Annotated in this window: 11 protein-coding genes; 2 read left to right on the top strand and 9 right to left on the bottom strand. The window is 58.6% G+C overall.

What is annotated here, in order from left to right:
• Positions 1-82: 82 nt before the first annotated feature.
• The 6 genes from AWB81_RS48965 to mdlC form a co-directional block, all read right to left on the bottom strand.
• The gene (locus AWB81_RS48965; protein WP_087135436.1) at positions 83-292 is read right to left on the bottom strand and encodes a PAS domain-containing protein; all 210 of its coding nucleotides are present in this window, start codon (positions 290-292) and stop codon (positions 83-85) included.
• A gap of 75 nt (positions 293-367) precedes the next feature.
• A complete protein-coding gene (locus AWB81_RS36505) occupies positions 368-1831 on the bottom strand; it encodes a benzaldehyde dehydrogenase (protein ID WP_062642705.1) in 1464 nt (487 codons plus the stop codon).
• 41 nt (positions 1832-1872) lie between these two features.
• Positions 1873-3219 carry an MFS transporter gene (locus tag AWB81_RS36500; protein WP_062642703.1) on the bottom strand — a complete coding sequence of 449 codons (1347 nt, stop codon included), beginning with the start codon at positions 3217-3219 and terminating at the stop codon, positions 1873-1875.
• 103 nt (positions 3220-3322) lie between these two features.
• Positions 3323-4402 (bottom strand): enolase C-terminal domain-like protein, encoded by a 1080-nt coding sequence (locus AWB81_RS36495; RefSeq protein WP_062642701.1) that lies wholly within the window; start codon positions 4400-4402, stop codon positions 3323-3325.
• 12 nt (positions 4403-4414) lie between these two features.
• The gene (locus tag AWB81_RS36490; protein WP_062642699.1) at positions 4415-5587 is read right to left on the bottom strand and encodes an alpha-hydroxy-acid oxidizing protein; all 1173 of its coding nucleotides are present in this window, start codon (positions 5585-5587) and stop codon (positions 4415-4417) included.
• A 16-nt stretch (positions 5588-5603) separates the two neighbouring features.
• Positions 5604-7181: a benzoylformate decarboxylase gene (gene mdlC, locus AWB81_RS36485; protein ID WP_062642697.1), complete on the bottom strand. Its 1578-nt coding sequence runs from the start codon at positions 7179-7181 to the stop codon at positions 5604-5606.
• Between the two features lie 106 nt (positions 7182-7287).
• Here mdlC and AWB81_RS36480 point away from each other — a divergent pair, with 106 nt between their 5' ends.
• Positions 7288-8181 carry a LysR family transcriptional regulator gene (locus tag AWB81_RS36480; protein WP_062642694.1) on the top strand — a complete coding sequence of 298 codons (894 nt, stop codon included), beginning with the start codon at positions 7288-7290 and terminating at the stop codon, positions 8179-8181.
• Between the two features lie 28 nt (positions 8182-8209).
• On the opposite strand, the gene AWB81_RS36475 is transcribed toward AWB81_RS36480, so the two are convergent.
• Positions 8210-8587 carry a DUF934 domain-containing protein gene (locus AWB81_RS36475; RefSeq protein ID WP_087135435.1) on the bottom strand — a complete coding sequence of 126 codons (378 nt, stop codon included), beginning with the start codon at positions 8585-8587 and terminating at the stop codon, positions 8210-8212.
• Entirely contained in the window at positions 8584-10359 is a 1776-nt protein-coding gene (locus AWB81_RS36470; RefSeq protein WP_062642693.1) for a nitrite/sulfite reductase, read from the bottom strand. Before AWB81_RS36470 ends, AWB81_RS36475 begins: the two co-directional genes overlap by 4 nt.
• Positions 10360-10616: 257 nt before the next feature.
• Between AWB81_RS36470 and AWB81_RS36465 the strand changes: the two genes are divergently transcribed.
• Positions 10617-12029: an aminotransferase-like domain-containing protein gene (locus tag AWB81_RS36465; protein ID WP_062642691.1), complete on the top strand. Its 1413-nt coding sequence runs from the start codon at positions 10617-10619 to the stop codon at positions 12027-12029.
• Between the two features lie 79 nt (positions 12030-12108).
• Here AWB81_RS36465 and AWB81_RS48960 read toward each other — a convergent pair.
• Positions 12109-12543 (bottom strand): DUF2970 domain-containing protein (locus AWB81_RS48960; RefSeq protein ID WP_374730543.1); only part of this gene is annotated, 435 nt, incomplete at its 5' end.

The raw sequence follows: 12543 nt of genomic DNA, 5'->3' as shown, positions 1-12543 counted from the left end.
GTGGAAACCCTGTTCTTTTTGCCGTGGAATCGGCATTCACTTTGCCGTGGAATTCGTGTTCTTTTTGCCGTGGAATCTCTGTTCACTTTGGCGTGGAATATTCAACATCGACTCCGACGCCCGGAAATCGCGTTTCGGTTCCCCGGGCGTCGCCATAAGAACGACCTCGCGCGAAAAGCCAACGCTCGCCTTGTTCCGCGGTTGTAACGCGATATTCTTCGGCGAAGTCAAGGGCGTGGAGAACGCAGGAAGTTAGCGATGCCTCAACCCTACTGCGGTCTTCCTCATGAATTCGTCTCCAGGTACATTCCGAGCGAAATACCTTGTGTCGCCTCGTCTGGGAGGGTAGCGATGCTTCATATGAACGCTAGAAGGGATACTGAATGGGCTTGTCCGTCAAGCTGACCCATTGCGTTTGAGTGAACTCGTGCACGTTTGCAGGTCCACCGAAGCGACCGCCGTTGCCTGACGCGCCCATCCCGCCAAACGGAACGTGGAATTCGTTGTTCACCGTTTGGCCGTTGACGTGGACCATCCCGGCACGAATACGCGACGAGATTGCCAATCCGCGCGACATTGATTGCGTGTGAATGGCGGCGGCTAGCCCGTACTCGGATGAGTTCACCAGTTCAACGGCTTCTTCATCGCTATCGAAGACAGTGATGGGCGCGATGGGGCCGAAGATTTCTTGCTCGTAAGCGGGCATCCCGGGTTTGACGCCTGCGAGAACCGTCGGCTCGTAGAATAGGCCGCTATAGCGCCCGCCAGCCAAAACGGTCGCGCCCGCGCTTACGCTCGCCTGCACGATATTGTCGATTCGGTCACGTTGCTTCTGGTTAATCAGCGGCCCCAGATGTACTTGCTCCTTCGCAGGGTTGCCAACCGCCAAGTTGCGAGCACGCTCGGCGAGTCGCTGCGCATAGTTCTCGGCGATAGAACGATGCACAAGGTGGCGGCCGGTCTGCATGCAGATTTGGCCCTGATGCAAGAACGAACCCCATGCGCCGCTGGACGTTGCTGCCTCGATGTCCGCATCCCCCAGAACGACGATGGCGTTGTTGCCACCGAGTTCGAGCGCGACCTTCTTCAGCATGCGACCGCAGATTTCGCCGATGGAGCGACCAACTGCTGTTGAGCCTGTGAACGAAATCATGCCCACCTTCGGGTGACGCACGAGCGCGTCGCCTGCGGCCGGACCACCCGGAACCACATGCAAAACACCGGCGGGCAAGCCTGCATCCTCGAAGACCTGGGCAAGCAAAAGGCCGCCAGCCACGCCACTTTGCAGGTCCGGCTTCAGAATAACCGCATTGCCGAGCGCAAGAGCGGGCGAGACAGACCTCATCCCGAGGAGAATGGGAAAATTCCATGGTGCGATAACGCCGACCACGCCTATCGGAACGTGGCGGCAAATGTTCATGCGGCCAGGAATCGACGAGGGGTATAGCGCCCCCTCGGGCTGCATGGGAATAGCTGCTGCCGCTTGCAGTTGTTCGTACGTCGCGTGCAGTTCCCACTCGGCCTTGGGGCGCGTCGAACCGCATTCACGAATGTTCCATTCGTTGATTTCCGGCGCGCGTTCCTTTAAGCGACACGCTGCCTCTCGCATAATGGCCGCACGGTGGTCGAACGACATCGCCGCCCACGCTTCCTGAGCCTTAGTCGCAGAGACGACCGCGTTGTCGATGTCCTCGGGTGAACCGACACCAATAACTCCGATGCTCTCGCCGGTCGCCGGCTCGACGACCGCCTGGGTTCCACCAAGCGCAGTCTTCCATCCGTCGGAAAAGATGCGTCCGTTCCAAACTTGTGACTCACCAATATTGCTCATGCTATTTCTCCGTGATGCGAATTCATTCTTTACTCTAAAGCTCATTTGGGATGGGGCGCGAGCGTGCCTACTTGGGTCTCGGCGCGTACTCGGCGGTTCGAAATCAGCAGCACCGCGACGGAGGCCACCAATCCCGGTACCGCGAAAACCACGAAACTGAGGTTGATAGGGAATTTTTGACTCAAGAGATATCCGCCGAGTGCAGGACCCGCAACAGCGCCGAACCGGCCAGCGGCTGCCGCCCAACCCACGCCCGTCGAACGGATGGCTGCCGGATAGAGTTGTGCAGCGAATGTGTGCACGATGCACAGCGTGCCGATGGTGGTCGCTCCAGCGGCCATGAGAAGGATGTTCAAGACGACAGGCGACTGCTTGTATCCCAGCAAGCCAATCGAGACTGCTGCAATAGCGAAGAACAGAACCAGAGTCGGCTTGCCACCATGACGGTCGGCGAGCCAGCCACTAAACAAGCCGCCGACTACCGCGCCGACGTTCAGCGTAATCAGGAAGGTCAGGCTCGAACCGAGGGAGTAGCCGTTCGCAGCCATCAGCTTCGGCAGCCAGGTGTTCAGGCCGTACACCATCAGCATGCACATACCGAACGCAATCCAGAGTAGCAGCGTATCGACTGCACGTCCGTGGGCAAACAATTCGACAGCGCGCATGCGGGGTTTCGCAATGTCTTCGCTTGCAGTCGCCAGGCTTGCTGCGGTCCCACTGAAGTCCGGGGCATATTGGCGCAGAATAGGCTCGGCTTGGCCATACCGCTTCTGCGAAATCAGGTAGCTGATGGATTCCGGCAGCCATTTGTAGAAGACCGGGAAGAACAGCAGCGGGATACCAGCAATCAGAAAGTTTGCGCGCCACCCGAATTCAGGCGTGATTGCCTTCCCTGCCAGTGCGGCGATGACGCCACCCACCGAGAAAAAGCTGAGCATGATGGTCACCATGATGTTGCGCTTGCTGCGCGGTGCCATCTCGGTCATCAAGGCGACGATATTCGGCACCATGCCACCGAGGCCGATGCCGGTAAGGAAGCGGCAGAGAGCGAATTTGGTCGTGTTGGTGCAGAACGCATTGCCGAATGCTGCGATGCCAAAGACTACAAGGCAGAGCAGGATGATGCGTCGACGACCGAAGCGGTCAGAAGAGCTGCCGAGAGTCAGGGCGCCAACCATCATCCCGAACAGCGCGCTGCTGCCGATGAAGCCAGCGGTGACGGGGGAAAGCTCCCAGTCATGCATCAACTGAGGCAGGATGGACCCGTAAATCACTAGGTCATATCCATCGAAAAGCATCAGCATCGAGCACCAGAACATCACCATGAGATGTCGAGAATTCAGGCGTGTGCTGTAAAGGGCATCACCGGCCGCAGCGTTAAGGTTCATCTTTGTCTCCAATTAAATATGAGCGAGCTCTTGGAGGCCCGTAATTTGCATAACTAATATGTTGACTTTCGGACGTCGTGCGTGATGTTCGATGCTCGACGTTTTAAACGAGGAATCGGCTGACCGCGTCTTCTTTCCAACGGATTCCCGCACCGGCTTCGTTGCCAAAGTGCGCTTGACCATCTTTGAATTGAAGGACCGGTTCAAGGATGGGTCCTGTGAGGTCCATTCGTTCGAGCAGATGCGCGGTGGGACTTACAGCGAGAACGTGCGCGCTGAATTCCTGAAAGATGTGGCTCGACATCGGCAAGCTGTGTTGTTCTGCGATGGCACTCGCCTTCAACCAGCCGGTAACGCCGCCGATTTTCATAAGGTCCGGCATGCAGAAGTCACACGCGCGGCTGTCAACGGCCTTCTGCATTTCGTCAGGGCCGAACCAGTTTTCACCCATCTGAACCGGAATCTTCAGTGCCTCTCGGATTGACGCGTGCCCGGCATAGTCATGCTGCAGAGTCGGCTCTTCAATCCATGAAATGCCTTCAGCTTCCAATGCGTGGCCGCGACGCTTCGCCTCTGGCACCGAAAGGCCCTGGTTGTAGTCGACCATCAACTGCGTCGTTTCGCCCGTCACCTGCTTCAACGCACGCACGACTTTCAGGTCGTAATCGAGCGTCGCGTATCCGATTTTGGTCTTCACTGCTTTGAAGCCAGCTTCCACGGCGTCGCGAGCGCGCTTTGTGCCCAGTTCCACATCGTCCATGCTGTGGCTGTCGTACGCCGCCAGCGGCCGCGCCTTTCCACCCAGCAACTCGACGAGCGGCAACCGATGGGCCTTGGCCTTTGCGTCCCACGCGGCCATGTCGATACCGGCGGTCGCCATGCGGACGATACCTGTGTTGCCGATGAGACGAAATCGTGCAGTGACAGCGCGGTCGATGTCATGCGGAGACAGCGGCATGCCCTTAACCAGCGCCTCGAGCTCTTCGACCATCTGAAGGGTCGGCTTCAGTGCCAGGGGAGTGTAGGTGAACACATATGCATGTCCGATCACATTCGCGTTCGTGAGCAAGTCAATCAATACCAAAGGCGACGTGGCAACGGTGCCGACCGCCGTCTTAACCGGATATTGAAGAGGCACATTGACAGCCCGTGCACGCAAACCAGTGATTTGGATATCTTCCATGACAACAACCTTTTATGCAGATACAGAGTCGGCGGTACTCAAGTCATCGACATTGCAATGACCGCCGTTCCATAAGAAATCAGAGTTGAGCTGGCTAGCCGATGGGCAGCCGAGCTGCGCCAACGTCGTGTCGATTTCGCCCTTGAGAAGCGAAAGGACTGCGTCCACACCAGCTTCTCCACCCGACGCGAGACCGTAGAGCGTTGCTCGTCCGAGAAGAACCGCACTCGCTCCCAGCGCTACTGCTTTCACCACATCCGAACCACGACGAATGCCGCTATCGATAAAAACCGGAGCGTGAACGCTCTTCGCGGTTGCCTGCAGAACTTCGACCGGCGCAATGGCGCTGTCCAGTTGCCGACCGCCGTGATTTGAGAGAATCACTCCGTCCGCCCCGAGCTCGATGCAGCGACGCGCATCGTCAACACGGCTGATGCCCTTGATTAGCAGTTTGTGCGGCCACAAGTCGCGAAGCCACTTCAGGTCATTCCACGCGAAACTCGCGTCCATCTGCCGGCTCATCAACGCAGCTTGCAATTCCGTGTCCTGCACGTCCTGGCTCGCAAAGTTTGCCAGTTGCGGCATGCCACGTGTGACGAGGTCCAGCGACCAACGTGGATGCAGCACGCCATCGAGAATGGTCTTAGCTGAATACTTCATGGGCATGCCGAAGCCGTTCCTCAGATCACGTTCACGCTTGCCGTTCACACCGACGTCGGTGGTCAGAATGAGCGTCGTGTAACCCGCATTCAGAGCGCGCTTGACCAGCAACTCCGCGAGCTTCCGATGAACCACATACAACTGAAACCAGATTTCACCGGTTGCCGCCTTTGCCACTGCTTCGATTGAGGCATTGGATGCGGTCGACAACGCGAACGGAATCCCGAACTTGCCAGCGGCGCGAGCGAGGGCAAGGTCGCCCTGAGGCCAAAGAATCCCGTTCAAACCGGTCGGTGCGATGACGAGCGGAGCGCTTGCCGTCTTCCCGAGGATGTTCATCTGCGTATTGCGATAACTAACGTCGACGAGACGGCGCGGTTGAAACTTGATTTTCTTGAAAGCGTCTCGGTTGTGACGAAGACCAATCTCGTCTTCGGCTCCGCCCTCAAGATAGTCGAAGACCATCTTGGGGAGCCGGGCCTTGGCGCTAGCGCGAAAATCCGCGACATTTACGAGCTTTGTCATAACACGGCACCTACCCTTAGGCTCGAGTTTCAACCTCGATAAGCACAGGCTTGTTCCCAGCAAGTGCTTGTCTCAAGGCCGACGTAAGCGACTCAGCCGAATCTGCGTGCAGCGCTTCGACGCCATAGCCACGCGCCAGCGCGCAGAAGTCCAACCCAGGAACGTCCAGTCCCGGTACGTTTTCAGCCTGGAGAACACCAGCGAACCAACGCAGCGCTCCATACGTGCCGTTCTTCATGATGATGAAGATGGTCGGGATGTTGTATTGGGCAGCCGTCCAGAGAGCCTGAATGCCGTAGTTCGCGGAGCCATCGCCAATCACGCCAATGACGCGGCGCTCGGGCTTGGCCAACTGGATACCGACCGCTGCCGGGAGTGCGAAGCCTAGACCACCTGCGGCAGCGAAGTAGTAGCTGCCCTGTTCGGTCATGCGCAGGCGCTGCCAAAGGATGTTCGTGGTCGAGGTCGACTCGTTCACATAGATTGCATCACGCGGCGCCATTTCATCGAGGATGTCGAATACGCGTTCCGGAGCCGGGCGTCCAGCTTCGGCGGGAGCCGGTTCTGGCCTGCGCACAGCGGCGGGCATCGGGCGTGACGTCTTCGAGACCGCGTTGTTCAGCGCTTCAAGGGTCGGCGCGATTTCCGCGATAACTGCATCGCCCATCGGAGCGCGCGTTGCCTCGTTGATGTCGCAGGTGATTGCGATAAGACGCGTGCCTTGAGGCAGGAACTCGCCGGGTTCGTATTGGTGATAGCGAAAGACGGGCGCGCCCACCACGAGCACGAGGTCATGACCGTCAAGCAGTCGGCTGATGCTCGCAATGCCTGCGGGCAGGAGGCCACGGAAGGATGCATGGGTCGTCGGGAACGAGCAGCGCGGCGCAGAGGGCGCCATCCAGACCGGCATCGCAAGCTTTTCAGCAAGTGCCACTGCAATATCATTGGCTTCGCTGGCGTCGACATCCGGACCGACAATCATCGCCGGGTTCTTTGCCTGCTCGAGCTCACGAGCGAGATGCTGGAGCGTTGCCGGCGTGGGAACGCCTGCCATCTCGACGCGACGCGTCGCGAGGTAGTCAACGCCGGGAGCCGCCTCTTGTTTCCAGTCGTCATACGGGACCGACAAATAGACCGGGCCTTTTGCGCCGGTGCCCGCGGTATGAATCGCGCGACTGAGAGCCAGCGGCACCTCTTGCGCACACGATGGCTCCGAACTCCACTTGACCAGCGGTCGCGGCAGCGAAGCCGCATCTACGTTCGTCAGCAGCGCTTCGACGCCGACCATCGCGCGAACCTGCTGACCTGCCGTTACGACAAGCGGCGTGTGCGAGTTCCAGGCATTGGCCAGGGCGCCCATGGCGTTGCCCGTGCCCGCGGCCGAATGCAGGTTCACCAGGGTCGGACGTCCCGTAGCTTGAGCGTAGCCGTCCGCCATCCCGACCACTGCACCCTCATGTAAGCCGAGAATGTATTTGAAATCGGGCGGAAAATCCTTGAGAAACGGGAGTTCGTTCGAACCAGGATTCCCAAAGAACGTTGTCAGGCCTTGTTTGCGGAGAATTTCGTAGCAAGCTTGGTGAACGGTTTTCATGGCATCAATTTCCTTTCGATGCCCCCATGCTATGAGCGCGGGCCGAATAAGACCAATCATCCTTTTTCTGTTCTTATAATAGATACCATCTATATAGGTGGTAACCATGAGCACTGACCTGAACCTAGTTCGAACGTTCGTCGCCATCTACGAGACTCGAAGTGTCAGTGGTGCAGCCAAGCGCCTCAGCATTACGCAGCCGTCGGTCAGCTACTCGTTGACCAGGCTGCGAGACTTGCTTAACGACCCCCTATTTACCCGGACGCGGGACGGGATGGTTCCGACGTTCAATGCGACGCAACTGTTCAGCTCGTTTAAAGAGGCGCTGAACAGCATCGAGTCAGCGATTTCGGCGACCCGCCAGTTCGACCCGACGCTCTCGGGGCGGTCGTTCCGGCTTGCACTCTCCGATTTGGGCGAGCTGTACTTCCTGCCCTTCCTCATTCGAGAGTTTCAGGCCATCGCACCGTCCGTCGGCCTCGAAATCGTCCAGATTGACAGCAACCTCATCTCGGAGTGGCTGCAAACCGGATATGTGGATGCAGCGGTGGGGAACATGCAGTTCGTCGGGGGACAGGCGCGAAAGACGACCTTATTTAGCGAAAGCTACTCGTGCCTTTTGAGCGCCGCTCATCCGACCATCCAAGACAGCCTCACGTTGGATGAGTACGTCGCGGCTAACCACGTGGTGGTCGCGCCATTCACGGGGCATCACCTCGTTGAAGACGCGATGAGCGAGATGGGGTTGAGCCGCAAGATTGTCCTAAGAGTCCCGCACTTCACCAGCCTCTTTTCATCCATCGCCACCACTGACCTTGTGCTGACGCTTCCGACGCGCATCGCAAAGTCCTTCGCCAGCGAGGGGCGCATGCGGGTTTTGCCACTGCCATTCCAGATACCGCCGTTCGAGGTGAACATGTACTGGTATCCCCATGCTGAGGACTCAGCGGCACAGCAGTGGTTTTGCGACACCATCAACCGGACGTTAAGCCGAGTGTGAGCGCTGGGCCGCGCCAGGAAGCGAGAATCTACGCACCAGTGAGGTCGCGCTGATAGAAACCAGAAAACTGCTCTAGGTGCTGGGCGGCCTCCGCCGGGTCGAGTCCGTCGTTTAGCACCGCGCTCGAGAAGCCGGTTCGTGCCATCTGCAGCAGTTGGTCGATTTGTACGTCGCCCGTTGCCCGCAAATCTCCCGTGAAGCGTAGCCTCCGGCGCAAGAGATACGCTTGGCTGTACGCCCGGCCGTCGGTGAAATGCGGGAACTGCAGTTCAATTCGCTCAACGCCGGCGAGTCCACCTGCGAGCGTCATTGGGTCTGCGTCATTGGGCAGCTTCAGAACGCCCGGTTGGTCGGGGTCTTGGGCCGCGCGCCCATCGATGACTTTCAAGCTGGGGACATTGTTCACGCCGGCACCTCGTCTTTCTTTCGAGCGCCATTGGCGGCTGCTTTGAAGGGGTCAAGGCCGGTCCGACGCAACGTTTCAATGAAGCGCTCGTAACGCCCGTGTTCTCGATGTTCCCGCAGGTCGCGGTATGCGCCGAGGATGGCCTCGATTGCATCTGGAACTTCAGACGCAGAGAAGGACGGGCCTATCACCTTGCCCGGTTGTGCCGCGCCGCTGGCATGGCTCCCATCGGCGCCGCCCAGCGTAATCTGGTACCACTCCTTTCCGTCCTTGTCGACACCCAGCACGCCGATGTGTCCGCTATGGTGATGGCCACAGGAGTTGATGCATCCGCTGATATGGACATCGATGTCGCCGATGTCATCCAGCTCGTCGATGTCCTGATACCGCTCAGCGAGCGCCTGCGCGATAGGAATCGAACGCGCATTGGCAAGTGCACAGAAGTCGCCTCCAGGGCACGCGATAATGTCCGTCACCAAGCCGATGTTCGTGCTAGCAAGGCCGAGTTCGCTCGCCGCCTTCCACAACGCGTGGAGGTCGTTGGCGGCAACCCATGGCAGGACGACGTTCTGTGTGTGGGTCACCCGCGCCTCGCCCCCGGAAAATCGCTCCGCCAAGTCCGCCAGGCGTTCCAACTGTTCTGCTGAAGCATCTCCTGGCGCTTGACGCAGCCGTTTGAACGACAACGTCACGATGCGCAGTGCCGGGTCCTTGTGCGGCGCCACGTTCCGCTGCACCCACAATGCGAACCTGTCTGAGACGGCGGCCGCGTCTGCCGTCGAGCCCTCGGCAGCCTGGCCGATAGCCACGGGCGGCACAAATGCGGCGGTCACGCGGTCGAGTTCTTCTCTCGGAATCGTGTGCGGACCGCCATCAAGCTCAACGATTTGCCGAAACTCTTCCTCGACATCATCGAAGTAGCGCTGGCCTTCGGCCTTCACCAGAATCTTGATGCGCGCCTTGTACTTGTTGTCGCGCCGGCCGTAACGGTTGTACACGCGCACGACCGCTTCGATGTAATTCATGATTTGGTTCCAGGGCAAGAACTCCCGCAGGACTGTCGCAATCATTGGCGTTCGGCCCATACCGCCACCAACTGAGACACGGAACCCGAGGTCTCCTGCGTCATTGCGAATGAGTCGAAGGCCGACGTCGTGCCAGTCGGTTGCCGCACGGTCCTCGGCGGCACCAGTGATTGCGATTTTGAACTTGCGCGGCAGATAGGCAAATTCGGGATGAAGTGTTGTCCACTGCCGCATTAGCTCAGCGAAAGGCCGCGGGTCACAAATTTCGTCAACGGCCACGCCGGCGCGCTCATCGCACGAGATGTTTCGGATGCAGTTTCCGCTGGTCTGAATGCCGTGCATGTCGACGGACGCTAGAAGCTCCATCACTTCGGCTGCCTTATCCAGCGGAATCCAGTTGAACTGGACGTTCGTGCGCGTGGTGAAGTGGGCGGTATGCGTCGGAAGATGCGTCGACCCCAGTTTTGCTTGCGCGTCCACGGCGCTCGAATAGACGTTGGAGGCGGGGTCGTCGTATTCGCGGGCAATCCGCGCCAAAACGCGCAGCTGTGCGCTCGACAGTTCTCCATAGGGCACCGCCACGCGCAACATGGGAGCGTGCCGCTGTACATACCATCCGTTCTGTAACCGGAGCGGGCGAAAGTCTTCTTCGCTTAGGTGCCCGCTTTGCCACCGGTCCAGCTGGTCGCGAAACTGGGCGGCACGGCTTCTAACGAATGCTTTGTCAAAATCGGTGTATCGGTACATGGGAAAGCTTCTCCGGTCACGTTTTCCCAGACGTGCTCGTAGCGCGCAGGGCAAATGATCACGGTAGAGGCATCGGCGATAGTCTGGAAGAAGCAGACGCGGTCAATTTCGGCGCAGCAGCGAGAGCTTGGTCAGCCCGTTGGCTTGAGGACCGTGAATCCGGGGTAGCATGGAAGCGAATATGGAGGTGACTCGGGGCATCAGCGCGGCGCACGCGCCTCAAGTTCCGCATCATCAGCGCGCCGCAAGGTCAATCAATGAATCGGTTCGAAACGATTGCCAAAAATCTGGCAGAACAAATCCGCGCAGGGCACATCCCTGTCGGGACTACGCTTCCGTCTTTGCGCCAAATCATCGCACAGTATGGCGTCAGTCAGTCGACGGTACTGCGAGCCTACTATCTGTTGGAGAAATGGGGCCTGGTTCGCGCCGAAGAACGCGCTGGCTACTTCGTAGCGCCCGGCGCTGCTGTCGACGAGATTGCGCTCACCGAGGAAACCGAGGCCCCGAAGAAGGTCGACATTAGCGACCTGGTATTTTCGGTTCTGGAGTCGACACGGCATCCTGACATCGTGCCCTTGGGGTCTGCATTTCCCTCGCCAGCGCTATTTCCGTCGGCTCGCCTCTTGAAGTCGCTGGTCGCGGGCACTCGTTCGCTCACCCCTTTGAGTACGGTTGAAGACTTGCCGGGCAGCGACCATCTCCGCCAACAAATTCGACGGCGCTACGTTGGGACAGGATTCGCCGTTGCGCCCGAAGAAATCATTGTGACCAACGGCGCGCTGGAAGCGCTGAATCTTTGCCTGATGGCAGTGACCCGCCCAGGAGACGTTGTGGCCGTCGAATCGCCGGGGTTCTATGCAGCGCTGCAGGCAATCGAGCGACTTGACCTGAGAGCAGTCGAGATTCCTGTAGACCCGGTTTCGGGTCTGGACTTGGACGCATTGCAAAGCGCGCTCAAGCAACATCCCATCCGAGCCTGCTGGTTCATGCCCAACTTTCAGAATCCAACGGGGACCTCACTGAGTATTGAGAAGAAACGCGCATTGGTCGAGATGCTGCGTGAAAAACAAATTCCTCTCATCGAGGACGATGTTTATCAGGAGCTCCACTTCAGCCGCGACCGCCCGTTGCCCGCAAAGGCATTCGATAGTGAAGGGCTCGTCATGCACTGCAGCTCGTTCTCGAAGACACTCGCACCCGGCTATCGCATCGGTTGGGCGACGGCGGGTCGCTTTGCTGACAAGGTGCGTCGACTCAAGCTAATGACGACGCTGTCAGCCTGCATTCCGGCACAAGCGGGAATCGCGGACTATCTGGAACACGGCGGATATGACAAGCATCTGCGCTCACTGCGTTTATCGCTTCAGATTCAGCTTGAGCAGATGGAAATCGCTCTGCGCAAGTGGCTGCCTAGCTCGGTCAAGTGGGTGCGCCCGGACGGCGGTTACATACTTTGGCTACAACTCCCGCAATCCGTTAAAGCGATGGAGCTTCACGCGCTGGCGAGCGCACGCGGCATCAGCATCGCTCCAGGGCCCATGTTCTCGGCAAGACACGCTTTCCAGAACTGCGTCCGGCTCAACTTCGGGCATCCTTGGGACGCCCGCTTCGAGAGCGCGATTGGCTCACTCGCTGAAATCCTTGACGACCCGTCGGTCCACCACTGACGGAAGGTGGCCGTTAAAGGAGCGATATCGCCGACCCGACTGAAACCACCCTCTCAACTTTGCGACCGATGAATTCCTGTCAGAATCCTTGGGATGAACTCGTCCCGTCGACAATCAGATGGACAGCGCCGACGATGAGCAAACCAATCATCAGAGCAAGAGCTACCGCGAAAAATGGTAGCAGTACCATGTTAACGTTGGCCAAATCTGCCTCATGATTGGCGCGCTTGCGTACGCCAAAGAAGCTGGCCAACACCATGCAAACCATGCGGACAAGGCCCATGACTTTCTCCCGAAAAATTACCGATGCCCGTATGTTCGGATAACAGGCATGGCTGCGGAAGCAGCAGTTGCGGTCAATACAAGGTAAGCAGGCCACTTTCGTTGCGGCGTTCAAATTGTCGACCGGACCGCCACGTGTACCGGCTCGGATTGTCTGTTGGAGTAGGAATGACAGTCGCCTATCACCCCCTCCGCAGATCCGTACGTGCGCTCCTAACGCATACGGCTCCTG

Origin of the sequence: Caballeronia arationis, from assembly GCF_001544975.2 — a bacterium.
GTDB classification, from domain to species: Bacteria; Pseudomonadota; Gammaproteobacteria; order Burkholderiales; family Burkholderiaceae; genus Caballeronia; species Caballeronia arationis.
This window is presented reverse-complemented; position numbering and strand designations above follow the sequence as displayed.